This window comes from Variovorax sp. NFACC27 (assembly GCF_048301545.1).
Taxonomy (GTDB): domain Bacteria; phylum Pseudomonadota; class Gammaproteobacteria; order Burkholderiales; family Burkholderiaceae_C; genus Variovorax; species Variovorax gossypii.
Genome location: NZ_CP157613.1, coordinates 7,660,778 through 7,685,720 on the forward strand (window position 1 = coordinate 7,660,778; position 24,943 = coordinate 7,685,720).

A 24,943-nucleotide genomic window follows, 5' to 3' on the forward strand; every position below is an offset into this window, starting at 1 on the left:
ATGGTGCGATCTGCACCGGGCCAAGTCCTCTCGCTGCGGTTGCGGCGTGTTTCGTTTTATTGCGACAGGCGTGGCGGCAAGCCGGACTGCTGCTTACAGGCGGCTGCTCTTGGCGTTGGCCGCAGCGGCGCGCGCGTCGACGGGGTTCTGCATGGTCGAGATGACCTGGCTGTTCACGCGCGAACTGGCCGATACGTTCTGGTCGGGCGCGGCAGTTGCGCGCACGGCTTCGGCGACGATGCGCGCGCGCTCGGTCGACACGGCCATGGTCTCGGCGCCGCGCGAGCCGCGCACCACGTTCTGGTCGGGTGCCGATGCGGTGCGCATGGCTTCGGCGTTGACATCGGCGCGGCTCTTGGCCGACACGACGGGCTGCACGCCCTCGTAGCTCTCGGCCTTCGCGCCGGCTGCGGCGAGCATGGCGAAGGATGCGACGGCGACGATCTGGGTGAAGGAGACGGACTTCATTTCAGGCCTTTCTTGCAGTGGTTGAAGAGAAGGCCTGATCGTGCTTGCGGGGTTTGCGCAAGTCCTTTCGCCGCAGTTTCGGCGTGTTTCGTTTCTTTTCACTCACCCGTGAGGGTGAGTGAAAAGTACGCTCAGTTCATGGTGTCAGCCAGCCATTGCGGCGGCAGGATCGTCGGATTCGAGCACGCCCTTGGCCCAGGCCTCGAGCTTGCCGGTGTCGGCGCGCAGCACTTCCTGCTTGACCGCGAGGATGCGCGAGGGATGCATCGAGAAGCTGCGCAGGCCCAGCCCCAGCAGCAGGCGCGTGAAGGCGACGTCGCCCGCCATCTCGCCGCACACGGCCACGCCCTTGCCCTGGCGACGGCACTCGGCAATGGTGTCGGCCACCAGGCGCAGCACGGCCGGGTGCGCGGGGTCGTAGAGATGCGCCACCGATTCGTCTGCACGGTCGATGGCCAGCGTGTACTGGATCAGGTCGTTGGTGCCGATCGACAGGAAGTCGAAGTGCTTGAGGAAGATGCGCAGCGTGAGCGCGGCGGCGGGAATCTCGATCATGGCGCCGAGCTTCACGTGGCCGTACACCGCGCCGCGGTTGTCGAGCTCGGCACGCGCGAAGTCGATCAGCGAGAGCGTCTGGCGGATCTCGCTCGCGTGCGCGAGCATGGGAATGAGCAGGTGGATCTCGCCGTGCGCCGCCGCGCGCAGGATGGCACGCAGCTGCGTGAGGAACATCGCCGGATCGGCCAGGCTCCAGCGGATGGCGCGCAGGCCGAGCGCGGGATTCAGGTGCTCCTGCTTGTTGGCCGAAATGCTGTCCAGCGGCTTGTCGGCGCCCACGTCGATGGTGCGGATGGTGACCGGCATGCCCTGCATGCCCTCGACCGCGCGCTTGTAGGCCTGGTACTGCTCTTCCTCGTCGGGCAGGCGGGTCTGGCGCGTGCCCGTGTCGCGGCCCATGAAGAGGAACTCGCTTCGGAACAGGCCCACGCCCACCGCGCCGGCCTTGACCGCGCCCACGGTGTCTTCGGGCATCTCGATATTGGCGAGCAGCTCCACGCGCTGGCCGTCGAGCGTGATCGCCGGCTTGTGCCGCAGCCGCGCGAGCCGGCCGCGCTCGAGGTCGCCCTGGCGCTGCTTGAAGCCGTACTCGGCCAGGATGATCGGCGAGGGGTCGACGATCACCACGCCCGCGTCGCCATCGATGATGACCCAGTCGTCCTGCCGCACCAGCTGGCTCGCGGTGCGCGCGCCGACCACGGCCGGGATGTCCATGCTGCGCGCCACGATGGCCGTATGCGAGGTGCGCCCGCCCACGTCGGTGACGAAGCCGGCGAACACGCTTTTCTTGAACTGCAGCATGTCGGCCGGCGAGAGATCGTGCGCGATCAGCACCAGCGGCACGTCGATGCCGTCGCCCGCGGTGGGGTCGTCGTTGTCATCGTCAGCGGAGGCGGCGCGCTTGCGGCGCGGCGGGCTCGGCGCCAGCACGGCGGCCGTGCCCTTCATGCGGTGCAGCAGGCGCTCGACCACCTGCTCGAGGTCGGCCTTGCGCTCGCGCAGGTATGGGTCCTCCATCTCGTCGAACTGGCGCGCGATGATCTCGAGCTGTGTGGTCAGCGCCCATTCGGCGTTGTAGAGCCGCTCGCTGATCCAGTGCTTGACGCCGCCGCTCAGGGCCTCGTCCTGCAGCAGCATCTGGTGCACCTCGAGCAGCGCCGCGAGCTCGTGCGGCGCATCGTTCGGCCCCATCTGCGCGACGTTGGCCTGCAGCTTCGCCAGCTCGTCGGCCACCGCGTTGCGCGCGGTGCGCACGCGATCGATCTCGGTCTCGATCTCTTCGGGCTTGATGAAGTAGTGGGCCACGTCGATGCGGCTCGACACCACCAGCACGGCGCGCCCGATGGCAATGCCACGGGCGACGGGGAGGCCGTGGACTGCGAAAGTCATGGGGCTGTCCTTATTCGCCTTCGCCGAACTTGTCGTCCATGAGCTGGACGATGGCGTTCATCGCTTCTTCTTCCTGGGGGCCGTTGGTTTCCAGCTCGACGGTGGTGCCGATGCCGGCGGCCAGCATCATCACGCCCATGATGCTCTTGGCATTGATGCGGCGGTCGCCGCGGGAGAGCCACACCTCGCAGGGAAAGCTGCCTGCGAGCTTGGTCAGCTTGGCCGATGCGCGTGCGTGCAGGCCCAGCTTATTGCTGATGGTCACGGATTTCTTGATCACTGTGCTTTCTTTTCGCCTGGTTCTGGGGAGCCGCCACCGCCACCTGCATGACGCCCGCAGTGCCGCCCGCGAGGGCGCGCTGCACCAGCGTCTCCAGGGGTTCGTGCCGGTAGGTGACGGCACGCAGCAGCATCGGGAGGTTGACCCCCGCCACCAGCCGCGACCGCACGCCGTCCACCAGCTTCTGCGCCACGTTGCAGGGCGTGGCGCCGAATACGTCCGCCAGCACCAGCACCTGCGAGCGCGGCGTGTGCAGCTGCTGCGCGAGCGTGATGCGCGCGGCAGCCAGCGTTTCTTCGGGCGACACGTTGGGCAGTACGTCGAGCGCGACGATGGCCTGCTCGCAATCGGGAAACACATGCAGCGCGCACTGCCGCATCGCGTGCGCGAACGGTGAGTGGGCGATGATGAGGATGCTGTTCATGCGGGACGGAGGACGACGCGTCGATTATGCGGGGCCGTCCAGGGGAAGTAGATATGCGACATAACGCGACAGCCGCGAAAAACGGACAGTGCCGCACGAATCGGGCCGGCCGTTGCGGACACGCCGCCAGTCGAGACAGCTATCAGAACCATAGCAGGCAGCGCCGCCGCGGCGAACATGCCGCCGGTCATGGCAGCCTCAGGCCCTCGAAGAAGGTCTTCGACGCCTCGGCCGAGGAAGGATGGCCGAGCACGGTGGCCTGGTAGAGCGCGACGGTGCCGTCCTTCTGCGACTGGGCGAACCAGAGCACCTGCAGCTGCGTGGCGGCGCCCTGCGGCTGCTGTTGAGGCTGTGGCAGCGCGTCGAGCTGCAGCGGAGCGGGCACGGCGGTCGCGCGCTGCACGCTGGGGCGCGACTCCGCAACCTGCGCCGCGCCCAGCTGGCTGCGCGTGGCGGCCTGCCAGGCATGAAGCCAGGCTTCGGCCTGCGCGGGACTGCCGGCGGAGGCATGTGCGATGGCGAAGGTCGCGCCGCCGGCCTCGCAGCCCGTCATGTCGACCTGCACCGATTCGGAGCCCAACGGCAACGCGCGGGTGGCGCGGTCTGCCTTGCAGGGCAGCATCGCAACCAGGCCGGCTCCGGCGATCGGCACCTCGCGCCAGTTGAAGGCGGGGCTGCAGGCTGCGAGCAGGGCAGCCGCGGCCAGCACGAGCCGGGAAGAAAGGACGACAGCAGGCGGCATGGGGCAGCGATTATCGAGCGGCGCCGGGCCAGCGGGATGTCGCCAGCAGGATCCGGCATGCGGAACTAAAATCGCGCCGCCCTTCTCTTGCACCAAGCCATGAAGAAATACCTCGCTGCAGCCGCCGTCGTCGTCGCATTGGCCACCGGCGTGGGCGTGTACCTCGGCTCCGGTGCCACCGCCGCTCCCGCCTCCACCTTCGTGCTGCTCGACGGCACGCAGAAGAGCACGGCGGACCTGAAAGGCAAGGTCACCCTGGTCAATTTCTGGGCGACCAGCTGCGTGACCTGCGTGGGCGAGATGCCCAAGGTCATCGCCACCTACGACAAGTACAAGGCGCAGGGCTACGACACCCTGGCCGTGGCAATGAGCTACGACCCGCCGAGCTACGTCGTCAACTTCGCCGAGACGCGCAAGCTGCCGTTCAAGGTGGCGATCGACAACACCGGCAGCGTGGCGCAGGCGTGGGGCGACGTGAAGCTCACGCCGACCACCTACCTGGTCAACAAGCGCGGGGAGATCGTGAAGCGTTATGTGGGCGAGCCGGACTTCGCCGAGCTCCACAAGCTGATCGAGAAGCTGCTGGCTGAAGCCTGATCCCCAATCGATCCCCCAAAAGAAAAGGCGCCCCGAAAGGGCGCCTTTTGCTTTTGTCCTGCTGCGATCCGCTGCTTACTGGTTGCGGAAGCTGTCGTGGCAGGCCTTGCAGCTCGCAGCGGTCGGGCCGAACTGGGCCTTGAGCGCGTCGAGGTTGCCCGCCTTGGCGGCGGTCACCAGCTTGCCGGTTTCCTCGATCAGCTTCTGCTGGCGTTCCTTGAACTTGGCGTCTTCCTTCCAGATCTCGGGCTTGGCCTTGCCGCCCTCGGCGCCGGGACCGAAGCCCGCCCAGGGCAGCTTCGCCATGTCGGCGACCACTTCGGCATTGGCCGCGGCGGCAGCTGCATCGTAGGGCGCGCGGCCGTTGGCCATGGCGCCGAGGCGGCTGAAATGCTGGCCCATCACGAACAACGCGCTCTGGCGGTACTTGATGGAGTCCTCGGGCTTGGCGAACTGGGCCGCCGCGGGAAGGGACATGGCAGCGCAGGCGGCTGCAAGGGCTAACGAAGCAATTCGGGTCATCGTGGATCCTCGTTGTGGGAGAAAAACGCCGTCGAACGCAGCGCTGCGAGCGAGTGTAGGGGCGGGCCGTGTCCGGCGCATAGCAACAACCCGAAGCGGTCCGGGGCCCGGACTTTGCTAATCTGCGCCTTCCGCAGCATTGCGCCCCCGGCGCCTTCCTCGATGACCGACTCCTCCGTGGCCGCCCTTCGCGCGGCCTCCGGCCCCGGCGCCCGCACCCGCGTCTGGGACTTGCCGACGCGCCTTTTCCACTGGGCGCTGGCCGTCGCCGTCATCGGCATGATCGGCACCGGCCTGAACGGGGCCATGGAATGGCACTTCCGCCTGGGGTACACGGTGCTCGCGCTGCTGCTGTTTCGCGTGCTCTGGGGCTTTGTCGGCGGGCGCTGGTCGCGCTTCGGCGCCTTCGTCTACGGACCGGGCTCGCTCGCGGCCTATCTGCGCGGGCGGGCGCATCCGGACCACCTGATCGGGCACACGCCGCTGGGCGCGCTGTCGGTGTTCGCGGTACTGGTCATCCTGGCGGTGCAGGTCTCCACCGGGCTGATGGCCGACGACGAGATCTCCGCCTCGGGGCCGCTCACCCGCTTTGTCTCGAGCGAAGTCGTGAGCCTGGCCACCGGCTGGCACAAGGCGCAGGGCAAATGGGCCGTGATCGCGCTCGTCAGCCTGCACGTGCTGGCGGTGCTGTTCTACGTGCTGATCAAGCGGCACCGCCTGGTGCGGCCGATGGTGACGGGCGACAAGCTGGTTTCCTCGGAAAGCGGCCAGGTGGCGCCGAGCCGCGACGACGCGGCTTCGCGCTGGCTGGCGCTGGTTCTGTTCGCGCTGTGCGCGGGCGTGGCCTGGTGGATTTCCTCGCTGCGCGTATGAGCTTCTCCGTGTCACGCCCCCTGCCGCTGTCGGCGGTACCCGCCGTGGTGCTGCTCACGCCCGAAGAAGCGCACGAGATCGAGGCGGTGCGCACGATCTTCCGCGACTACGCGGGCTCGCTGGGCATCGACCTGGATTTCCAGGATTTCGACGGCGAACTGGCCCAGCTGCCCGGCGAATATGCCGAGCCGCGCGGCACGCTGCTGCTCGCGCTGGTCGATCCGGCCAATGTGAAGGAAGACGCCGGGCGCCAGGCTCCGACGCTGAAGCGCGCCGACGGCACGCTCGCGCACGTCGCGGGATGCTGCGCGCTGCGTCCGCTCGACAACGCGGACTATGTGAATGCGGCGGAGATGAAGCGCCTGTACGTGCGCCCCGGCTTCCGCGGCCTGGGGCTCGGCCGCCAGTTGGCGGAGGCGATCCTGGATGCAGCACGCAGCGCCGGATATGGCTGCGTGCTGCTCGACACCCTCGACGACATGGAGTCGGCGCGGGCACTCTACGAAGACCTGGGCTTCGTGGAAGTGCCGCCCTACTATCACAACCCCGTTGCCGGGGCCCACTACCTCAAGGTGGATCTCTGAACGGCTGAGCCGTCGATCGGATCAGCCGCGAGCCTGGGCCAGCAGCGTGCCGGCGTCGCTGACTTCGAACTTGCCGGGCGCCTCGACGTTGAGGGTGGCGACCTTGCCGTCCTTCACGAGCATCGAGTAGCGGTTGCTGCGCAGGCCCATGCCGCGGCCGGTCAGGTCGAGCGTAAGGCCGGTGGCCTTGGCGAAGTCAGCGCTGCCGTCGGCCAGCATGCGCACCTTGGCGCCCGTCTTCTGGTCGCGAGCCCAGGCGCCCATCACGAAGGCGTCGTTCACGCTCACGCACCAGATCTCGTCCACGCCGGCTGCCTTGAAGTCGTCGAAGTGCTGCACGTAGCCCGGCACGTGCTTGGCCGAGCAGGTGGGGGTGAAGGCGCCGGGCAGCGCGAACAGCGCGATGGTCTTGCCAGCCGTTGCCTTGGTCACGTCCACCGGGTTCGGGCCGATGCTGCAGCCTTCGCCCTCGACTTCGGAGTATTCCTGCAGGGTGGCCGAGGGAATGGTGTCGCCGACTTTGATCATTGAATGTGCTCCTGAAAAAGAAAAACGGCCCACATTGTGGGCCGTTTCCGGATCGGATGCCCCTGAGGGGCTCCAATGATTGATCAGACCAGGACGGCCTTCTCGACCAGACGGGTCACGACCCAGTTCTTGGTCTTCGAGATCGGACGGCTTTCCGTGATCTCGATGGTGTCGCCCAGCTTGTACTCGCCCTTTTCGTCGTGGGCGTGGTACTTGCTCGTCTTGGCCACGATCTTGCCGTAGAGCTCGTGCTTCACACGACGCTCGACCAGCACGGTCACGGTCTTGGCGCGCTTGTCGCTGACCACCTTGCCGATCAAGGTGCGCTTGAGGGATTTTTTAGCTTCCGTCATGTTCACTCCTTACTTGGCGGCTTGGGTTTCTTGCTGCTTCTGAGCAAGAATGGTCTTGGCGCGCGCGATGTCGCGGCGGGTCACGCGCAGCGTCGAGGTGTTCGACAGCTGTTGCGTGGCCTTCTGCATGCGCAGGCCGAAATGGGCCTTCTGCAGGTCCTTGATCTCGGCTTGCAGGCCTGCGACGTCCTTCGTGCGCAGGGTTGCGGCCTTCGTCACCTTGGCCGGAGCCGCGGCGGTCTTCTTACGTGTTGCCATGGATGTTCTCCTCTCAGGCGCCGAGCTGGCGAGCGACGAACGTCGTGCGCAGCGGCAGCTTGGCGGCGGCCAGGCGGAACGCTTCGCGAGCGAGTTCTTCGGGCACGCCGACGATCTCGAACACGATCTTGCCGGGCTGGATTTCGGCGACGTAGTACTCGGGGTTGCCCTTACCGTTACCCATCCGCACTTCGGCGGGCTTGGTCGAGATCGGCTTGTCCGGGAACACGCGGATCCAGATACGGCCACCGCGCTTCACGTGACGCGAAATCGCGCGACGAGCGGCTTCGATCTGGCGCGCCGTCAGGCGGCCGCGGTCGGTGCATTTGAGACCGAAGTCACCGAACGCGACCGAGTTACCCGTGGTCGCGATGCCGGTGTTGCGGCCCTTTTGTTCCTTGCGGAACTTTCTGCGTGCAGGTTGCAGCATGTTTTGTTACTCCGTGAGGGCCCCGGGCACTTGCGTGCCCGGGAGCGACCGATTACTCGGTCTTGGCACCGTCCGCTGCTGCAGCGGGCGCGGCTTTGCGGACGCGCTTAACGGCGGGTTTCGAGTCTGCACCGGCACCGCCGGTTGCTTCTGCGGGCTTGTCGCTGCCATCGGCCGGAGCGGTGTTGCCACCGATCGGACCGCGGGCACCGGCGCGGGGGCCGGGGCCACGGCGGTCGCTGCCCGGACGGTCGCCACCGGGGCGGCCATCACGGCGCGGACCGCGCGGACGACGTTCTTCTTCAGGACGCGGCGTCTCGACGGCGGGCAGGTCGTTACGACCCAGCGTGTCGCCCTTGTAGACCCAGACCTTGACGCCGATGACGCCGTAGGTGGTCTTGGCTTCCGAGGTGCCGTAGTCGATGTCGGCGCGCAGGGTGTGCAGCGGCACGCGGCCTTCGCGGTACCACTCGGTACGTGCGATTTCGATGCCGTTCAGGCGGCCAGCCGACATGATCTTGATGCCCAGGGCACCCAGACGCATGGCGTTCTGCATGGCGCGCTTCATGGCACGGCGGAACATGATCCGCTTCTCGAGCTGCTGCGTGATGCTGTCGGCGATCAGCTGCGCATCGATTTCGGGCTTGCGCACTTCTTCGATGTTGACTGCAACCGGCACGCCGAGCTGCTTGCCCAGTTCGCGCTTGAGGTTCTCGATGTCTTCGCCCTTCTTGCCGATCACGACGCCCGGACGTGCCGAGTAGATCGTGATGCGCGCGTTCTTGGCGGGACGCTCGATCATGACGCGCGACACCGAAGCGTTCTTCAGCTTCTTCTTCAGGTATTCGCGAACCTTGATGTCTTCGGCCAGCATGCCCGCGAAATCGCGGTCGCTTGCGTACCAACGGCTGGACCAGTTACGGGTGACCGCAAGGCGGAACCCGGTTGGGTGGATTTTCTGTCCCATATTTCTTCCAGGCCTTCTTAGTTGCCAACCGTCACGTACACATGGCACGTGGGCTTGCTGATGCGATTGCCGCGACCCTTGGCCCGCGCGGTGAAGCGCTTGAGCGTGGCGCCTTGCTCGACGTAGATGGTCTTGACCTTCAGTTCGTCGATGTCGGCACCGTCGTTGTGCTCGGCGTTGGCGATAGCCGATTCGAGCACCTTCTTGACGATCACAGCGGCCTTCTTCTGCGTGAATTGCAGGATGTTGAGCGCTTGATCGACCTTCTTGCCGCGGATCAGGTCAGCGACCAGACGGCCCTTGTCGACCGACAGGCGGACACCGCGGAGGACTGCACGTGTTTCAGACATGGTCGTTCCTTACTTCTTCTGGACTTTCTTGTCCGCGGGGTGCCCCTTGAACGTGCGCGTGAGCGCAAATTCGCCGAGCTTGTGGCCGACCATCTGGTCGGTGATGTACACAGGCACGTGTTGCTTGCCGTTGTGCACAGCGATGGTCAGGCCGATGAACTCGGGCAGAACCATCGAGCGACGCGACCAGGTCTTGATCGGCTTCTTGTCCTTGGTCGTCACGGCCTTGTCGGCCTTGGCCACGAGGTGGTGGTCGACGAACGGACCCTTCTTGAGAGAGCGAGTCATTGGCTATCCCTTACTTCTTGCGACGCGACACGATGAAGACCTGCGTGCGCTTGTTGTTACGGGTGCGATAGCCCTTGGTCAGATTGCCCCACGGGTCGACAGGATGGCGGCCTTCGCCAGTCTTGCCTTCGCCACCACCGTGCGGGTGGTCGACCGGGTTCATCACCACGCCGCGAACGGTCGGGCGAATACCCATGTGACGCTTCACACCGGCCTTGCCGAGCTGGCGCAGGCTGTGCTCTTCGTTGGCAACTTCACCGATGGTCGCGCGGCATTCGATGTGAATGCGGCGAACTTCGCCCGAGCGCATGCGGACCTGGGCGTAGACGCCTTCACGGGCCAGCAGCGTGGCCGAGGTACCGGCCGAACGGGCGATCTGCGCGCCCTTGCCGGGCTGCAGTTCGATGCAGTGGATCGTCGAACCCACCGGGATGTTGCGGATCGGCAGGGTGTTGCCGGCGCGGATCGGGGCTTCGGCGCCCGACAGCAGCGTTGCACCAGCTTCCAGACCGCGCGGGGCGATGATGTAGCGGCGCTCGCCGTCGGCGTAGCAGACCAGAGCGATGTGGGCGGTACGGTTCGGGTCGTATTCGATGCGTTCGACCTTGGCCGGGATGCCGTCCTTGTTGCGCACGAAGTCGACAACGCGGTAGTGGTGCTTGGCACCGCCGCCACGATGGCGGATCGTGATGTGGCCGTTGTTGTTGCGGCCGGCCTTCTGGAACTGGGGTTCCAGCAGGGGGGCGTGAGGAGCACCCTTGAACAGGTGGTCACGCGAGATCTTCACCGCGCCGCGTTGGCCCGGCGAAGTGGGTTTCATCTTGATGACGGCCATGATTAAGCGCCTTCCCCGACGAGGTTGAGCTCTTGACCGGCCTTCAGCGTCACATAGGCCTTGCGAACGTTGTCGCGGCGGCCGACGGACTTGCCGAAGCGCTTGGTCTTGCCCTTGGTGTTGAGCACCGACACGCCCTTGACTTCGACCTTGAACATCAGTTCGACAGCGGCCTTGATCTCGGGCTTGGTGGCGTCTTGCAGCACCTTGAAAGTGACAGCGTTCGACTTCTCGCCGACCATCGTTGCCTTTTCGGACACGATCGGGGCGACCAGCACCGCCATCAGGCGGCCTTCTTCGAACGTACGTTCAGCGGCGGTAGGGTTCACGCGGCTCATGCGAACATCTCCTTGAGCTTGTCGACGGCACCCTTGGTGACCAGCACCTTCTTGTAGTGAACCAGCGACACCGGATCGGCGTAGCGGGGTTCGACCACGAGAACGTTGACCAGATTGCGCGAGGCAAGGTACAGGTTTTCGTCGACTTCTTCGGCGATCACGAGCACGGACTCGAGATTCATCGCCTTGAAACGGGCTGCCAGCGGCTTGGTCTTGGGCGAGTCGACCTTGATCGAGTCGACCACGGCCAGACGGCCTTCGCGAGCGAGCTGCGAGAAGATGGACGCCATGCCGGCGCGGTACATCTTCTTGTTGATCTTCTGCGAGAAGTTTTCGTCAGGCATGTTCGGGAAGATCCGGCCGCCCCCGCGCCACAGCGGCGAGGAAGTCATACCGGCACGGGCGCGGCCCGTTCCCTTTTGCTTGAAAGGCTTCTTGGTCGAGTGCTTGACCTGCTCGCGGTCCTTCTGGGCGCGAGTGCCTTGGCGTGCGTTGGCCTGGAAAGCAACGACGATCTGGTGGACTAGGTCTTCGTTGTAGTCACGGCCGAACACGGTCTCGGGTGCGTCGTACTTCGACGCGGCCTGGCCTTGTTCGTTCAGGAGTTCGAGTTCCATTACTTCGCTCCTTGGGCCTGCGGCTTGGCCTTGATGGCGGGACGCACGGTGACGAAGCCACCCTTCGAACCCGGAATCGCGCCCTTGATGAGCAGCAGTTGACGTGCTTCGTCGATGCGGATCACGTCGAGGTTTTGCGTGGTGCGGGTGACGTCGCCGAGGTGGCCCGTCATGCGCTTGCCGGGGAACACGCGACCGGGATCCTGCGCCATACCGATCGAGCCGGGCACGTTGTGCGAACGGCTGTTACCGTGCGACGCGCGCTGCGAGCTCATGTTGTGACGCTTGATCGTGCCAGCGTAGCCCTTGCCGATGGAAGTGCCCTGCACGTCCACCTTCTGGCCCACGGAGAAGACGCTTGCCACCGGGATCACGCCGCCAGCCTTGTGCTGACCTGCGGTATCGGCGGTAACGCGGAATTCCTGGATGATTTCACCAGCTTCGACACCCGCCTTGGCGAGGTGGCCGGCTTCGGGCTTGGTCACGCGCGATGCCTTGCGCGAACCGAACGTCACCTGCAGGGCGACGTAGCCATCGGTCTCTTGGGACTTGATCTGGGTCACGCGGTTGTTGGACACATCCACCACCGTGACAGGAACTGCGTCCCCGTCATCGGTGAAGAGACGCATCATCCCCACCTTGCGGCCCAGCAACCCGAGGGAGTTGCTCAGACTCATTTGTTTTCTCCAAAAATGGAAGCTTCCTTCGCCGCTGCCACTTCAATTGGCGACAGCGTTTGCCGGGTTTCCCCGAACAGCGGAAGAAGGTTGATAAATCTCTGCTCGCATAGCGCCCATGCGGGCGCAACAAGGGCAGAGCCAGCGATTATAGCCCGCGGTGCGGGCTTGACGCAAGCACCGTCATTGCGGCGCTTTCGGGCCTCGGCGCCCCTTCATGGGGCGTTTTTCGGCCTATTTCGGCTCTTTGGCCGGCATCGAAATGATTTTTTCGCCTTCCGGGGACGATTTCAGCTCGCCCGCGGCCTTCATGGTCGGCGCGCTCGAGCCGGTCTGGACAGGAATGGCGACGATGCTCATGGCGCCGTTCTGCGTGACGAAGACGTTCAGGTAGGCCAGGCCTTCGCGGTCGCTGGTCACCGTGGCGGTGGCGGTCGTGCTCTGGCCGGCGGGAAGCGCGAGGGTGCTGCTCGTCGTCAGGGTCAGCCCGGCGTCGGTCGTCAGGCGCGCAGTGGCGCCAGCCGGGTCGCTCACGCCGTCGAACTGCAATACGACCGAAATCGCCCGGCCGACCCTGGCCGTGCCCTCGACCCGATACTGGATCGCGACACCGGAATCGTTGGGCTTGCGCACCGCAGCCGTCATGGGCGCAGCCTGGCCGAAAGAAGCCGAGCCCTTGGCGGTGCGCGGCGTCGACGTGCTGTCCGCACATGCTGATGCGGCAACAAGCGCCAAGCATGCGGCGGCGATCATCGAGCTGGAACGGAGGTTCATGGCGGCCTTCCTCGCTGCTGTCTATTTATTGAATCGAAACGTTGAAGCAGGTGCTTGCGGCGGCGTTATTGACATCGTTGACGACCAGCACATAGTCGCCAGCCGACAGGCTGACCGTATTCGTGTTCCGGCTCACCACCCCGCCCTGGTAGATCACGAAGTTCGGGCTGGCGCCCGCCGGCGGGCTGACCGTGAACAGGTAGTTGCGGCTGGCCGGCGCCGTGAAGCGCAGGTAGGCGAAGCTTCCGAGCTTGTTCCCCTGGCGCTGAGGATCCGCGGCATTCGTCACGCAGGCCTGCGTGACCGAGCCTCCGACCGCCGCCGTCGTGTACATCGGCAACACGTAGCTCACGGCCGGAGCGCCGCCGTTATTGCTTTCCTGCGCACCGTAGGGATCGTTCGAGGCGGCGCTGATGTTCTGGCCCGCGAGCAACGTTGCCAACGCCGACGCATTGCCCGAGGCGACCGAATTGAATGCCGCCGTGAACGGATGAATCGAGGTCACCGGCGCTCCGCTCCGGAACAACGCGCTCGTCAGCGTGTCATGGATGGGCTTGAAGCCCACCTGCTGGTTCAGATTCCAGAAGATCGACTGGATCGAGGATTCGCTGAACCAGCCCGCATTGGTGGCCGTCGGCCCTCTCGTGAGATCGAGGCTTCCGCCACTGGCCTGGCCGGGTCCGCCCGAGTCGACATAGTTGCTGCGCCCCAGCGCGATGCCCGACCAGCCGTTGCCCCAACCCTCGGAGAAGGCGAGGCGGCGGTCGACGCGCTCGCTCGTGGAGTGCGCGCCGCCCGTCGAGTCGTCACGGCTGAACGAGGCCTGGTAGTAGTGCCCCCATTCATGCGCAATGACCGGAGCATCGAATTCGTCGGTATCCACGTCTTCCTTGCCGAGCACGTAGATTTCGGCGCCCGAACTCCTGCCGATGAAGAACGTGGTGCCGATCTGCCCCTGCGCGATGCTGCCGCTGGCGTTCGTGTTGTTGACGCTCCAGAACACCTTCAGCGACGGGAAGGCCGTCGCAGGCGCCGCCGACATCACTTTCTGCATCGCCGTGTAGACCGTATCCATGATGGCGAACGGCCCGGACACGCGCTGGCTGGTGTAGCTCGAACCGCCCCAACCGCTGGCGGCACGCAGGTCGCGGGTGAGCGCCGCGCTGCCGGTGGAGAACGCCGACGACTGCATGGAATAGATGGCGCTCGATTGCGTGTTGTCGCGCACGGTGACGTCCCAGCTCGGGAACGCCCCGGTGCGGGTCATCTGGGCCCGCACGCGGACGATGACGTTCGTGTTTCCCGGAACGCTCGCCGAATAGGCGCCGTTGTCGTCGGTGGAAGTGGTAGCCAGCTGGCTGCCGCTGGTGGCGTCGAGCACCTCGACGAAGGCTGCGCGCACCGGCTTGACCGTGGTGTTGGCATACACGAGGCGGCCGCTGGGATTGGGCACCGACTCGTAGGTGGCCGTGCCGCTCAACGCGACCGGCGCCGTCGGAACTATGGGCAACAAGGGAATCCCACCGCCGCCTCCCCCTCCGCCGCCACCGCAGGCGGTCAGCAGCACTGCTGCGATGCAAGCCACAAGGCTCGAAGCAAAGGAGATGCGGTGTCTCATGGTTGTGCTGCCCTCGTTTCAGCTACCCGGCGCCTCGATGATTGACGGCGGCCGGCACGGGAGGATGCCACATCCGCGTGACATAAAGCACAAAACCCGCCTGCATTTCTGCAGGCGGGTTTTCTAGCAATCGCGGCGCGAAGCCGAATGGATTACTGCAGCTTGATCTCGACGTCCACGCCAGCCGGCAGGTCGAGCTTCATCAGCGCGTCCACGGTCTTGTCGGTCGGGTCGACGATGTCCATCAGGCGCTGGTGCGTGCGGATTTCCAGCTGGTCGCGCGAGGTCTTGTTGACGTGCGGCGAACGCAGGATGTCGAAGCGCTTCATGCGGGTCGGCAGGGGCACGGGGCCCTTGACGATCGCGCCGGTGCGCTTGGCGGTGTCCACGATTTCAGCGGCCGACTGGTCGATCAGCTTGTAGTCGAATGCCTTCAGGCGGATGCGGATCTTTTGCTTGGTAGCCATGGTGATTCCTTTGCTCCCGTCTTCTTACAGGTCGAGGATCTTCGCCACGACGCCCGAACCCACGGTACGGCCGCCTTCGCGGATAGCGAAGCGCAGGCCTTCTTCCATGGCGATCGGAGCGATCAGCTTGACCGTGATCGACACGTTGTCGCCGGGCATGACCATTTCCTTGTCCTTGGGCAGCTCGATCGCGCCGGTCACGTCCGTCGTGCGGAAGTAGAACTGCGGACGGTAGTTGTTGAAGAACGGCGTGTGACGGCCGCCTTCGTCCTTCGACAGAACGTACACCTCGGCGGTGAAGTGCGTGTGCGGCTTGATCGAGCCGGGCTTGCACAGCACCTGGCCGCGCTCGACTTCTTCGCGCTTCGTGCCGCGCAGCAGCACGCCCACGTTGTCGCCGGCTTGACCCTGGTCCAGCAGCTTGCGGAACATTTCCACGCCGGTGCAGGTGGTCTTGACCGTCGGGCGGATGCCCACGATTTCGATTTCTTCACCGACCTTGATCACGCCGCGCTCGACGGCGCCGGTCACCACCGTGCCGCGACCCGAGATCGAGAACACGTCTTCCACGGGCATCAGGAACGTGCCGTCCACGGCGCGCTCGGGCGTCGGGATGTACGTGTCCAGGGCTTCGGCCAGCTTCATGATCGAGCCTTCGCCGAGTTCGCCCTTGTCGCCTTCCAGGGCCAGCTTGGCCGAGCCGTGGATGATGGGGGTGTCGTCGCCGGGGAATTCGTACTTGTCGAGGAGTTCGCGGACTTCCATTTCGACCAGTTCGAGCAGCTCCTTGTCGTCGACCATGTCGCACTTGTTCAGGAACACGATGATGTAGCCCACGCCCACCTGGCGAGCCAGCAGGATGTGCTCACGGGTCTGGGGCATCGGGCCGTCGGCGGCCGAGCACACCAGGATGGCGCCGTCCATCTGGGCAGCGCCGGTGATCATGTTCTTCACGTAGTCGGCGTGGCCGGGGCAGTCGACGTGTGCGTAGTGGCGGTTGGCCGTTTCGTATTCGACGTGCGCGGTGTTGATCGTGATGCCGCGGGCCTTTTCTTCAGGCGCAGCGTCGATCTGGTCGTAGGCCTTGGCTTCGCCGCCGAACTTCGACGACAGCACGGTCGCGATCGCAGCCGTCAGCGTGGTCTTGCCGTGGTCGACGTGACCGATCGTGCCCACGTTCACGTGCGGCTTGGTGCGGGTGAATTTACCTTTTGCCATTTTTCAATCCTTGAAAGAGCAGTCCCGTGTATTGGTTTTATGTCTGCATCCGGTTGCTGGTTCGCCCCGCACGGGAACAGGGCGGCACCGGATCGCAGACAGGAAGGGCCGCGCACTGCGCGGCCCTGATTCGTAAAAAGCTTACTTGGCGCGAGCGGCCACGATGGCTTCGGCGACGTTGCGGGGAGCTTCGGCGTAGTGCTTGAACTCCATCGTGTACGTGGCGCGGCCTTGCGACATCGAACGCAGCGTGGTCGAGTAGCCGAACATTTCCGACAGCGGCACTTCTGCCTTGATGGCCTTGCCGCCACCGACCATGTCGTCCATGCCCTGCACCATGCCGCGGCGGGACGACAGGTCGCCCATCACGTTGCCGGCGTAGTCTTCAGGCGTCTCGACTTCCACGGCCATCATCGGCTCGAGGATCACGGGGTTGGCCTTGCGGGCACCTTCCTTGAAGCCGAAGATCGCGGCCATCTTGAACGCCATTTCGTTCGAGTCCACGTCGTGGTACGAACCGAAGTGCAGCGTGACCTTGACGTCCACGACGGGGTAGCCCGCCAGCACGCCTTGCGTCAGCGCTTCCACGACGCCCTTTTCCACTGCGGGAATGTATTCGCGAGGAACCACACCGCCCTTGATGGCGTCGACGAACTCGAAGCCCTTGCCGGCTTCCTGGGGTTCGATCTTGAGCACCACGTGACCGTACTGGCCCTTGCCGCCCGACTGGCGAACGAACTTGCCTTCGGCTTCTTCGACGGTCTTGCGGATCGTTTCGCGGTAGGCCACCTGCGGCTTGCCCACGTTGGCTTCCACGCCGAACTCGCGCTTCATGCGGTCCACGATGATTTCGAGGTGGAGCTCGCCCATGCCCGAGATGATGGTCTGGCCCGATTCCTCGTCGGTCTTGACGCGGAACGACGGGTCTTCCTGTGCCAGGCGCTGCAGGGCGATGCCCATCTTTTCCTGGTCGGCCTTGGTCTTGGGCTCGACGGCCTGCGAGATCACCGACTCGGGGAACACCATGCGCTCCAGCGTCACGACGGAATCCGGATCGCACAGGGTTTCGCCCGTGGTCACTTCCTTCAGACCCACGCAAGCGGCGATGTCGCCGGCGCGGATTTCGCTGACTTCTTCGCGATTGTTGGCGTGCATCTGCACGATACGGCCGATGCGTTCCTTCTTGCCGCGCACCGGGTTGTAGACGCTGTCACCCTTGGAGAGCACGCCCGAGTACACGCGCACGAAGGTCAGCTGGCCGACGAAGGGGTCGGTCATCAGCTTGAACGCGAGCGCCGAGAACTTCTCCTCGTCGTCGGCCTGACGCACCACCGGTGCTTCGCTTTCGTCGGTACCAGCCACCGGGGGGATGTCCGTCGGAGCGGGCATGTACTCGATCACGGCGTCGAGCATGGCCTGCACGCCCTTGTTCTTGAAGGCCGAGCCGCAAAGCATCGGCTGGATTTCGCCGGCGATGGTGCGCTGGCGCAGGGCCTTCTTGATTTCCTCTTCGGAGAGCTTTTCGCCTTCGAGGTACTTGTTCATGAGGTCTTCGCTCGATTCGGCGGCGGCCTCGACCAGCTTCTCGTGGTATTCGTTGCAGACATCGACTAGGTCGGCCGGGATCTCGCCGTAGGTGAAGGTCACGCCCTTGTCTTCGTCCCAGATGATGGCCTTCATCTTCACAAGGTCGACGATGCCCTGGAACTTGTCCTCGGCACCGATCGGGATCTGGATCACGACCGGGTTGGCCTTCAGGCGGTCGATCATCATCTGGCGAACGCGCAGGAAGTTCGCGCCGGTACGGTCCATCTTGTTGACGAACGCGAGACGGGGCACCTTGTACTTGTTGGCCTGGCGCCAGACGGTTTCCGACTGGGGCTGCACACCGCCGACGGCGTCATAGACCATCACGGCACCGTCCAGCACGCGCATGGAACGCTCCACCTCGATGGTGAAGTCCACGTGGCCGGGGGTGTCGATGATGTTGATGCGGTGCTCGGGGAAATTCTGGGCCATGCCCTTCCAGAAGCAGGTGGTGGCAGCCGAGGTGATCGTGATACCGCGCTCTTGCTCTTGCTCCATCCAGTCCATCGTGGCGGCACCGTCGTGCACTTCACCGATCTTGTGGTTCACACCGGTGTAGAACAGGATACGTTCGGTCGTCGTGGTCTTGCCGGCGTCGATGTGCGCGGAGATGCCGATGTTGCGGTAGCGCTCGATGGGGGTCTTGCGGGACATGATTTACTTTCGGGTTAAATGCGTTGAGCGCTGGGCCTCGAGAACGGGCTTCGCACCCGTCACTCGACACCCAACGCCCAAGCGAAGTTTGATTTTTAGAAGCGGAAGTGGCTGAAGGCGCGGTTGGCTTCTGCCATGCGGTGCACTTCGTCGCGCTTCTTCATCGCGCCGCCACGGCCTTCGGTGGCTTCCATCAGTTCGTTGGCCAGACGCAGGGCCATCGACTTCTCGCCGCGCTTGCGGGCGGCTTCCTTGATCCAGCGCATCGACAGGGCGAGGCGGCGGACGGGACGGACTTCGACCGGCACCTGGTAGTTCGCACCGCCGACGCGACGCGACTTCACTTCGACCATCGGCTTCACGTTGTTGATGGCAACGGTGAACGCCTCGAGGGGGTCCTTGTCCGGGTTCTTCTTCTCGATGAAGTCGAGGGCACCGTAGATGATGCGCTCGGCAACAGCCTTCTTGCCGCCTTCCATGATCACGTTCATGAATTTGGACAGCTCGACATTGCCGTACTTGGGATCCGGCAGGATTTCACGTTTGGGGACTTCGCGACGACGTGGCATTTTTCTAACCTCTTTGCTTCAGTTGGCACCGTTTCCGGGGCCGCGAGAGCCAGTCAGGACTCTCACTTACTCGACCCGACAGTGGGTCACTTCGTTCGATGTACCCGCCAAGGTAACCGAACACCGTTTGTTTTTTACGACAGGAAGACCTATCAGGCCTTCTTGGGACGCTTCGCGCCGTACTTGGAACGCGACTGCTTGCGGTCTTTCACGCCTTGCAGGTCGAGCGAACCGCGAACGATGTGGTAACGCACACCGGGCAAGTCCTTGACACGACCGCCGCGGACCAGCACGACGCTGTGTTCCTGGAGGTTGTGGCCTTCGCCGCCGATGTAGGAAATGACTTCGAAGCCGTTGGTCAGGCGGACCTTGGCAACTTTACGAAGCGCCGAGTTCGGCTTCTTCGGCGTCGTGGTGTAGACGCGGGTGCAGACACCGCGACGTTGCGGCGAGTTCTGCATGGCAGGGCTCTTCGAATTGATCTTTTCGACCGTTCGACCCTGACGCACCAGTTGATTGATGGTTGGCATGAATTAAAAAGTCCCCAAAACGAGAAACGCCCCGGCCCTGGCTGTGAAACCGCCCTTGTCGTGACTCAAGGAGGCCGGGAATGACGAAAACGTGAAACCCTTCGGAAAATTCCGAAAAGCCCACGAGTATAGCAAACGAGTCTGAAACGGCAAGGTCAGCCGCCGCGGATGCCCGCCAGCGGCCCTTTATGCCTCTTTTCCGCTCCTCCGGCTTACTTGATCCAGAGACGCAGGGCGTCCCAGGCGCGGCCGAAAACGCCGGCCTGTTCGACCGGTTCCAGGGCGACGAGCGGCACGTCGGCCAGAGGCTGGTCGTCCAGCGTGACCTTGAGCGAACCGACCGCCTGGTACTTGGTGAACGGCGCCACCAGCGGGTCGGGGCGCGACACCTGGGTCTTGATCTTGTTGGCCGTGCCGGTCGGAACCGCCACCACGATGGGCTCTGGACGACCCAGCTTCAGGATGTTGGCCTTGCCCTTCCAGACGGCCGGGGTGGCCGCCGGCTGGCCGCCGTCGAACAGGCGGACGGCGTCGTAGGCCGTGTAGCCCCAGTTCAGGAGCTTCTGCGATTCGTTGGCCCGTACGGTCTCGCCCGTGGTGCCCAGAACGATCGACAGCAGGCGGCGCCCGCCAGTCAGGTTCGGGAAGTCGCGCTTGGCGGTGGCGATCATGCAGTAGCCGGCGGCATCGGTATGGCCGGTCTTCAGGCCGTCGACGGTCGGGTCGCGGAACAGCAGCAGGTTGCGATTGGTGTCGTTGGTCGACGGGGTGCCCGGGTAGCGGTACTTCTTGATCGCGTAGTACTTTGCCTCCTCGGGGAAGTCGCGCACCAGGCGGGTCGCCAGGATGCTCAGGTCGCGAGCCGTGGTGGTGTGGCCGGGCGCGGTCAGGCCCTCGGGATTCTTGTAGGTCGTGTTCTTCATGCCCAGCACCTTGGCCTGGGCGTTCATCATCTCGACGAAGTGCTCGACCGTGCCGCCCACGCCTTCGGCCAGCGCGATGGTGGCGTCGTTGCCCGACTGCACGATCAGGCCCTTGATCAGGTCTTCAACCGGCACTTGCATCTTGGGGTCGATGAACATGCGCGAGCCGGGCATCTTCCAGGCGCGCGGGCTGACCGGCAGGGTCTGGGTCAGCGTGATCTTCTTGGCGCGCAGAGCATCGAACACCAGGTAGGCGGACATCAGCTTGGTGAGCGAAGCCGGCTCCACCGGGCTGTCGATGTCCTTCTGGGCCAGGATCTGGTTCGCGGTCACGTCCAGCAGCAGATAGCTGCGCGCGGCAATTTCAGGCGGCGCCGGCATCTGGGCGGCGGCGAGCAGGCTGAAGGAAGCGGCGGCGGTAAAGACCAGCGCGCGGAGCGCGCCAAGAAAACGATTCATTGGGAGTTCGGAAAGAGACGAAAACAAGCCGGAGAGGCTTTCAAGCGATGTCCGCGCGCAGATGGCGGACGACCAGACCCTTGAGCAGCGGCAATTGTCCGTGAAAGAAATGACCGCCCCCGGGGATGACTGTGACAGGAAGTGACTGCGGCCGCGCCCAATCCATCACGGCGGACAAGGCCACGGTGTCGTCGGCTTCGCCATGGACCACCAGCGCGCGCTCGTGCGCCTCGACGGGCAGCGTCGCGACGTTGTTGCGCGCCGCGGCCGTGCCGACCAGCACGATCTGCCGGATCTCGCGTTCGGCCCAGAGCCTGGAGACGGCGCCGCTCGCGACGAAGGCACCGAAGGAAAAGCCTGCGATCGCCAGAGGCCCCTCGGGCGCGAGCTGCCCTACGACGCTCAGCATGTCTTCCAGCTCGCCGCGCCCCTCGTCGTGCACGCCTTCGCTGGCGCCCACGCCGCGGAAGTTGAAGCGCACCGTGGTCCAGCCGGTGGCGATGAAGGCGCGCGCCAGCGTCTGCACCACCTTGTTGTCCATGGTGCCGCCGAAGAGCGGATGCGGATGGGCGATGACTGCGACGCCGCGCGCGGCGCCCGCAGGCTGGTCGCGCTGAACCTCGATCGCGCCGGCGGCGCCCTGGAGGCTGATCTTTTCTGTCTGGGAATTCATTGGCGCAGGTACGAGCAGAGGGTCGTCGGAAAAGTTCAGCGTCCCACGTTCGGGGGCAGCAGGAGCCGTTCGACGACCTGGCCGTTCTTCAGGTGCGACTCGACGATCTCGTCGATGTCCTCGCTGTCGACGAAGGTGTACCAGACGGCCTCGGGGTACACCACGGCCACCGGCCCGCCCGCGCAGCGGTCGAGGCAGCCGGCCTTGTTGACGCGCACCTTGCCGGGCCCCGATAGCCCCTCTTCCTTGACCTTCGCCTTGCAGCGGTCGAAGCCTTCCTGAGCGTTGTGCATGGCGCAGGAGTCCTCGCCGTTCTTGCGCTCGTTCAGGCAGAAGAAGATGTGGCGGCCGTAGTAGCCGGACGGAGCGGCTGGGGTGGAGCTGGGCATCGGCGGATTTTAGTGAACGACCTCTTCATTCATAGCCGCATGCCCCGCGGCTCGCCCGCTCAAGCCGCCGGGACAGCGCCGGAGCGCCCTCGGCGCGAGAGGGCGACGACCACATAGACCAGCACGGCATAGGGCCATACCCAGCCCAGCCACTGCGCCAGCCCATGGAAGCGGATGAAGCGCCCCTGCTCCCAGGTGGCCAGCGTCTGCGCGAAGTACGCGCTCTCGGGCGCCTGGTTCAGCAGGCTCAGCTGCAGTACGAGCCCCATCAGCAGCAATGCCGCGCACAGGCGGCGCGGCGCGAACAGCAGCAGCACGCCGGCGAAGAAGGCCGCGGCCATGCCGACCTGCGCCGGCAGCCCGAGCCAGGCCCAGGCGTGCTCGGGCCCGTAGCTCAACGCCGCGGACAGCGCCGAGGCCGCGACGCCAGCCAGCAGCGTCAGAGGCAGGAGCACCGCCCGCTGGACCACCGAGCGCGCCACGAGATATCCCAGCAGGCACGGCACCAGCGCGCCCAGCATCACGCACAGCAGCTCTACCGCCGGCACCAGCGGCTCGAGCTCGAACTGGCGCACCGGCAGCCAGTCGATGAAGGGTGTGTCGAGCAGCCACTCGGAGATCGTCGCCTCGAGCCGCTCGAACACCTGCCCGAGCCCGAAGGTTACCGCCGCCGGGAAAAGCAGCGCGAACGGCCACAGCGCGAGCAGCACCAGCGCACCGCGCGAGTCTTCGGCGAACCACTGCGAGCGCGCGCGGCTCCAGTGCGCGACCGCGCCCAGCCGCTCGAGGCCCGCCGCCAGCACCGCGCCGACGACCGCCCCCAGGGTATTGAGCCCCAGGTCCACGTTGGAAGGAATGCGCGCGGGCAGGTAGCTCTGCAGCGTCTCCATGGCGAACGAAACCGCCGCTCCCGCCACCGTGGCACGCAGCACCGCACGCCAGACGCCGGCGGCGCGCCCCGTGCGCAGCACCGCCAGCGCGCACAGGAAGCCGAAGGGCACGTAGCCCGCCACGTTGACCGCGAAGTCGAAGCCCGTCCAGTACTTGGGCCAGGGCGCCGAAAGGTACGCCCAGGGCGCGATTCCCTGGTCGCGCCAGTCGGCGAACGGGTAGAGGCTGGCGTAGACGATCAGCGCCGCGTACGCCAGCGCCAGGGGGAGCGCGGCGGACTTGTGCGGTCGATCCACCGTTTGCACCGGCCGCTCAGAACGGCTTGACGACCACCAGGATCACGATGGCCAGCAGCAGCAGCACCGGCAGCTCGTTGAACCAGCGAAACCAGCGGTCGTTGCGCCGGTTCTCGCCGGCCGCGAAGCGGCGCAGCAGCACGGCGCAGCCATGGTGATAGCCGATCACCACCAGCACCAGCGCCAGCTTGGCGTGCATCCACCCGTTGCCCGGGCCGCGCCCGATGCCGTAGCCCAGCCAGAGCCACAGGCCGAAGCCGATCGCGGGAACCGCCAGGAAAGTCGTGAACCGCAGGAGCTTGCGCGCCATCAGCAGCAGGCGCTCGCGCTCGGCCACCGACTCGGGTGGAACCATCGCCAGATTGACGAAGATCCGGGGCAGGTAGAACAGCCCCGCGAACCAGCTTGCAATGAAGACGATGTGTAGAGATTTGACCCAGAGCATGGCGGCAGTTTAGTGGCGCACCCTCTCTGCCACGGCCCGTTTCCCCTTGGGCCGCTTGTATGACAGGCAAAAAAAAGCCCGACGTCTTCACGTCGGGCTGGGAAGCCCTTTTGCTGTCACACATCAAGGCACCCGCTCAGGGAGGAAAAGCGGGGAGCGGCAAGCCGCCCGCTTCAGAATTTAACAAAGACGAAACAAGGTTTCAAGCGACTGAGGCACTTTCTTTGACGTTTAAAGCAAAAAGCTGAGAACCTTGGTTCTACGAATTTCCGTAGTTGTCCGACAACCGAACGCCCGTGCCAAGAGGCTGTAAACAACCGCTTCGGGCACAATTTTGGGTATATGACGTCATCATCTTCCCCCCTGGCCATGTTCCCCGCCGGGCGGCCGCGACGCCTGCGCCGCGACGCTTTCACCCGCAACCTGGTGCGCGAGCACGCACTGACGGTCAACGACCTGATCTACCCGGTGTTCGTCCAGGAAGGCGAAAAACGCCGCGATGCCGTGCCCTCGATGCCGGGCGTGGACCGCCTGAGCCTCGACCTGCTCCTGCCCGTGGCCGAGCAGTGCGTGACGGCCGGCATCCCGGTGATGGCGCTGTTCCCGGTGATCGACGCCAGCCTCAAGACGCCCGACGGCCGCGAGGCCTTCAACCCCGACGGGCTGATTCCCCGCGTGGTGGCCGCCCTCAAGGCGCGCTTTCCCGAGCTGGGCGTGATGACCGACGTCGCCCTCGACCCCTACACCAGCCACGGCCAGGACGGCCTGCTAGACGACACCGGCTACATCCTCAACGACGCGACCGTGGAGGTGCTGGTGAAGCAGGCGCTCGCACAGTCGCAGGCCGGCGTGGACATCGTCGCCCCCAGCGACATGATGGACGGCCGCATCGGCGCCATCCGCAACGCGCTGGAAGCCCGCGGCGACATCCACACGCGCATCATGGCCTACAGCGCCAAGTACGCCAGCGCCTTCTACGGCCCCTTCCGCGACGCCGTGGGCTCGGCCGCCACGCTCGGCAAGAGCAACAAGAAGGTCTACCAGATGGACCCCGGCAACAGCGACGAGGCTCTGCGCGAAGTCGCCATCGACATCGCTGAGGGCGCCGACATGGTGATGGTGAAGCCCGGCATGCCCTACCTGGACATCGTGCGCCGCGTGAAGGACCAGTTCCGCGTGCCCACCTTCGCCTACCAGGTGAGCGGCGAATACGCCATGCTCAAGGCCGCCGCCCAGAACGGCTGGCTCGACCACGACGCCGTGGTGCTCGAAAGCCTGCTGGCCTTCAAGCGCGCCGGCGCCGACGGCGTGCTGACCTATTTCGCGCTCGACGCCGCGCGCCTGCTGCAGAAGTAACGGCGCGCCGGCAACC

Annotated in this window: 33 protein-coding genes; 4 read left to right on the plus strand and 29 right to left on the minus strand. The window is 65.2% G+C overall.

Going from position 1 to position 24,943, the window contains the following annotated elements:
* Window positions 1-93: 93 nt before the first annotated feature.
* The 5 genes from ABL840_RS35895 to ABL840_RS35915 all read right to left on the minus strand — a co-directional run bounded on the left by ABL840_RS35895 (window position 94) and on the right by ABL840_RS35915 (window position 3,861).
* Complete coding sequence (locus ABL840_RS35895) at window positions 94-468, minus strand: DUF4148 domain-containing protein (protein ID WP_093306899.1); 375 nt, start codon at window positions 466-468, stop codon at window positions 94-96.
* Between the two features lie 144 nt (window positions 469-612).
* The gene (ptsP, locus tag ABL840_RS35900; RefSeq protein WP_093206301.1) at window positions 613-2,415 is read right to left on the minus strand and encodes a phosphoenolpyruvate--protein phosphotransferase; all 1,803 of its coding nucleotides are present in this window, start codon (window positions 2,413-2,415) and stop codon (window positions 613-615) included.
* A gap of 10 nt (window positions 2,416-2,425) precedes the next feature.
* Entirely contained in the window at window positions 2,426-2,695 is a 270-nt protein-coding gene (locus tag ABL840_RS35905) for an HPr family phosphocarrier protein (RefSeq protein ID WP_019657667.1), read from the minus strand.
* Window positions 2,664-3,119 carry a PTS sugar transporter subunit IIA gene (locus ABL840_RS35910; RefSeq protein ID WP_093206300.1) on the minus strand — a complete coding sequence of 152 codons (456 nt, stop codon included), beginning with the start codon at window positions 3,117-3,119 and terminating at the stop codon, window positions 2,664-2,666. Before ABL840_RS35910 ends, ABL840_RS35905 begins: the two co-directional genes overlap by 32 nt.
* Before the next feature lie 187 nt (window positions 3,120-3,306).
* The gene (locus ABL840_RS35915; protein WP_093306898.1) at window positions 3,307-3,861 is read right to left on the minus strand and encodes a hypothetical protein; all 555 of its coding nucleotides are present in this window, start codon (window positions 3,859-3,861) and stop codon (window positions 3,307-3,309) included.
* Between the two features lie 99 nt (window positions 3,862-3,960).
* Between ABL840_RS35915 and ABL840_RS35920 the strand changes: the two genes are divergently transcribed.
* Window positions 3,961-4,458, plus strand: a complete 498-nt coding sequence (locus ABL840_RS35920; protein WP_093206298.1) for a TlpA disulfide reductase family protein — start codon at window positions 3,961-3,963, stop codon at window positions 4,456-4,458.
* 75 nt (window positions 4,459-4,533) lie between these two features.
* On the opposite strand, the gene ABL840_RS35925 is transcribed toward ABL840_RS35920, so the two are convergent.
* The gene (locus ABL840_RS35925) at window positions 4,534-4,980 is read right to left on the minus strand and encodes a c-type cytochrome (protein WP_093206297.1); all 447 of its coding nucleotides are present in this window, start codon (window positions 4,978-4,980) and stop codon (window positions 4,534-4,536) included.
* A gap of 162 nt (window positions 4,981-5,142) precedes the next feature.
* Between ABL840_RS35925 and ABL840_RS35930 the strand changes: the two genes are divergently transcribed.
* A complete protein-coding gene (locus ABL840_RS35930; protein WP_093306897.1) occupies window positions 5,143-5,853 on the plus strand; it encodes a cytochrome b/b6 domain-containing protein in 711 nt (236 codons plus the stop codon).
* The gene (locus ABL840_RS35935; RefSeq protein ID WP_093306896.1) at window positions 5,850-6,437 is read left to right on the plus strand and encodes a GNAT family N-acetyltransferase; all 588 of its coding nucleotides are present in this window, start codon (window positions 5,850-5,852) and stop codon (window positions 6,435-6,437) included. The genes ABL840_RS35930 and ABL840_RS35935 overlap by 4 nt, the downstream gene beginning before the upstream one ends.
* Before the next feature lie 21 nt (window positions 6,438-6,458).
* Here the strand turns inward: ABL840_RS35935 and ABL840_RS35940 are convergent, their stop codons facing one another.
* The 23 genes from ABL840_RS35940 to ABL840_RS36050 all read right to left on the minus strand — a co-directional run bounded on the left by ABL840_RS35940 (window position 6,459) and on the right by ABL840_RS36050 (window position 23,571).
* A complete protein-coding gene (locus ABL840_RS35940) occupies window positions 6,459-6,965 on the minus strand; it encodes a peroxiredoxin (protein WP_093306895.1) in 507 nt (168 codons plus the stop codon).
* A gap of 83 nt (window positions 6,966-7,048) precedes the next feature.
* The gene (gene rpsQ, locus ABL840_RS35945; RefSeq protein WP_015867662.1) at window positions 7,049-7,318 is read right to left on the minus strand and encodes a 30S ribosomal protein S17; all 270 of its coding nucleotides are present in this window, start codon (window positions 7,316-7,318) and stop codon (window positions 7,049-7,051) included.
* Window positions 7,319-7,327: 9 nt separating this feature from the next.
* Window positions 7,328-7,537, minus strand: a complete 210-nt coding sequence (rpmC, locus tag ABL840_RS35950) for a 50S ribosomal protein L29 (protein ID WP_026284221.1) — start codon at window positions 7,535-7,537, stop codon at window positions 7,328-7,330.
* A 52-nt stretch (window positions 7,538-7,589) separates the two neighbouring features.
* Window positions 7,590-8,006, minus strand: a complete 417-nt coding sequence (rplP, locus tag ABL840_RS35955) for a 50S ribosomal protein L16 (RefSeq protein ID WP_007838137.1) — start codon at window positions 8,004-8,006, stop codon at window positions 7,590-7,592.
* A 52-nt stretch (window positions 8,007-8,058) separates the two neighbouring features.
* Window positions 8,059-8,973: a 30S ribosomal protein S3 gene (gene rpsC / locus ABL840_RS35960; protein ID WP_093057771.1), complete on the minus strand. Its 915-nt coding sequence runs from the start codon at window positions 8,971-8,973 to the stop codon at window positions 8,059-8,061.
* Window positions 8,974-8,990: 17 nt separating this feature from the next.
* Window positions 8,991-9,323 (minus strand): 50S ribosomal protein L22, encoded by a 333-nt coding sequence (rplV, locus tag ABL840_RS35965; protein ID WP_019657678.1) that lies wholly within the window; start codon window positions 9,321-9,323, stop codon window positions 8,991-8,993.
* A 9-nt stretch (window positions 9,324-9,332) separates the two neighbouring features.
* A complete protein-coding gene (rpsS, locus tag ABL840_RS35970; RefSeq protein ID WP_007838132.1) occupies window positions 9,333-9,611 on the minus strand; it encodes a 30S ribosomal protein S19 in 279 nt (92 codons plus the stop codon).
* A 10-nt stretch (window positions 9,612-9,621) separates the two neighbouring features.
* Complete coding sequence (rplB, locus tag ABL840_RS35975) at window positions 9,622-10,446, minus strand: 50S ribosomal protein L2 (protein WP_007838130.1); 825 nt, start codon at window positions 10,444-10,446, stop codon at window positions 9,622-9,624.
* Between the two features lie 2 nt (window positions 10,447-10,448).
* Window positions 10,449-10,784, minus strand: a complete 336-nt coding sequence (gene rplW, locus ABL840_RS35980; protein WP_093206293.1) for a 50S ribosomal protein L23 — start codon at window positions 10,782-10,784, stop codon at window positions 10,449-10,451.
* On the minus strand, window positions 10,781-11,401 hold the full coding sequence (rplD, locus tag ABL840_RS35985; protein ID WP_019657681.1) for a 50S ribosomal protein L4: 621 nt from the start codon (window positions 11,399-11,401) through the stop codon (window positions 10,781-10,783). The genes rplW and rplD overlap by 4 nt, the downstream gene beginning before the upstream one ends.
* Window positions 11,401-12,078, minus strand: a complete 678-nt coding sequence (gene rplC / locus ABL840_RS35990) for a 50S ribosomal protein L3 (RefSeq protein ID WP_093206292.1) — start codon at window positions 12,076-12,078, stop codon at window positions 11,401-11,403. The genes rplD and rplC overlap by 1 nt, the downstream gene beginning before the upstream one ends.
* Before the next feature lie 234 nt (window positions 12,079-12,312).
* A complete protein-coding gene (locus ABL840_RS35995; RefSeq protein ID WP_093306894.1) occupies window positions 12,313-12,852 on the minus strand; it encodes a hypothetical protein in 540 nt (179 codons plus the stop codon).
* A gap of 25 nt (window positions 12,853-12,877) precedes the next feature.
* Window positions 12,878-14,470: a hypothetical protein gene (locus ABL840_RS36000; RefSeq protein ID WP_093306893.1), complete on the minus strand. Its 1,593-nt coding sequence runs from the start codon at window positions 14,468-14,470 to the stop codon at window positions 12,878-12,880.
* Window positions 14,471-14,622: 152 nt separating this feature from the next.
* Window positions 14,623-14,937 carry a 30S ribosomal protein S10 gene (gene rpsJ, locus ABL840_RS36005; RefSeq protein WP_007838118.1) on the minus strand — a complete coding sequence of 105 codons (315 nt, stop codon included), beginning with the start codon at window positions 14,935-14,937 and terminating at the stop codon, window positions 14,623-14,625.
* A 24-nt stretch (window positions 14,938-14,961) separates the two neighbouring features.
* Window positions 14,962-16,155: an elongation factor Tu gene (tuf, locus tag ABL840_RS36010; protein ID WP_093210122.1), complete on the minus strand. Its 1,194-nt coding sequence runs from the start codon at window positions 16,153-16,155 to the stop codon at window positions 14,962-14,964.
* Between the two features lie 141 nt (window positions 16,156-16,296).
* Window positions 16,297-18,396 carry an elongation factor G gene (gene fusA / locus ABL840_RS36015; protein WP_093208510.1) on the minus strand — a complete coding sequence of 700 codons (2,100 nt, stop codon included), beginning with the start codon at window positions 18,394-18,396 and terminating at the stop codon, window positions 16,297-16,299.
* Between the two features lie 95 nt (window positions 18,397-18,491).
* Window positions 18,492-18,965, minus strand: a complete 474-nt coding sequence (gene rpsG, locus ABL840_RS36020; protein WP_007829591.1) for a 30S ribosomal protein S7 — start codon at window positions 18,963-18,965, stop codon at window positions 18,492-18,494.
* A 152-nt stretch (window positions 18,966-19,117) separates the two neighbouring features.
* Window positions 19,118-19,495 (minus strand): 30S ribosomal protein S12, encoded by a 378-nt coding sequence (gene rpsL / locus ABL840_RS36025; protein WP_013543948.1) that lies wholly within the window; start codon window positions 19,493-19,495, stop codon window positions 19,118-19,120.
* Between the two features lie 212 nt (window positions 19,496-19,707).
* Window positions 19,708-20,877 (minus strand): D-alanyl-D-alanine carboxypeptidase family protein, encoded by a 1,170-nt coding sequence (locus ABL840_RS36030; RefSeq protein ID WP_093307281.1) that lies wholly within the window; start codon window positions 20,875-20,877, stop codon window positions 19,708-19,710.
* A 40-nt stretch (window positions 20,878-20,917) separates the two neighbouring features.
* Window positions 20,918-21,550, minus strand: a complete 633-nt coding sequence (locus ABL840_RS36035) for an alpha/beta hydrolase (protein ID WP_093307282.1) — start codon at window positions 21,548-21,550, stop codon at window positions 20,918-20,920.
* A gap of 35 nt (window positions 21,551-21,585) precedes the next feature.
* Window positions 21,586-21,939, minus strand: a complete 354-nt coding sequence (locus tag ABL840_RS36040; RefSeq protein ID WP_093208502.1) for a (2Fe-2S) ferredoxin domain-containing protein — start codon at window positions 21,937-21,939, stop codon at window positions 21,586-21,588.
* 59 nt (window positions 21,940-21,998) lie between these two features.
* Complete coding sequence (locus ABL840_RS36045; RefSeq protein ID WP_093208541.1) at window positions 21,999-23,126, minus strand: VanZ family protein; 1,128 nt, start codon at window positions 23,124-23,126, stop codon at window positions 21,999-22,001.
* Window positions 23,127-23,142: 16 nt separating this feature from the next.
* Entirely contained in the window at window positions 23,143-23,571 is a 429-nt protein-coding gene (locus ABL840_RS36050; RefSeq protein ID WP_093208501.1) for a CopD family protein, read from the minus strand.
* Between the two features lie 342 nt (window positions 23,572-23,913).
* Here ABL840_RS36050 and hemB point away from each other — a divergent pair, with 342 nt between their 5' ends.
* On the plus strand, window positions 23,914-24,927 hold the full coding sequence (gene hemB / locus ABL840_RS36055; RefSeq protein WP_418116118.1) for a porphobilinogen synthase: 1,014 nt from the start codon (window positions 23,914-23,916) through the stop codon (window positions 24,925-24,927).
* Window positions 24,928-24,943: the final 16 nt, after the last annotated feature.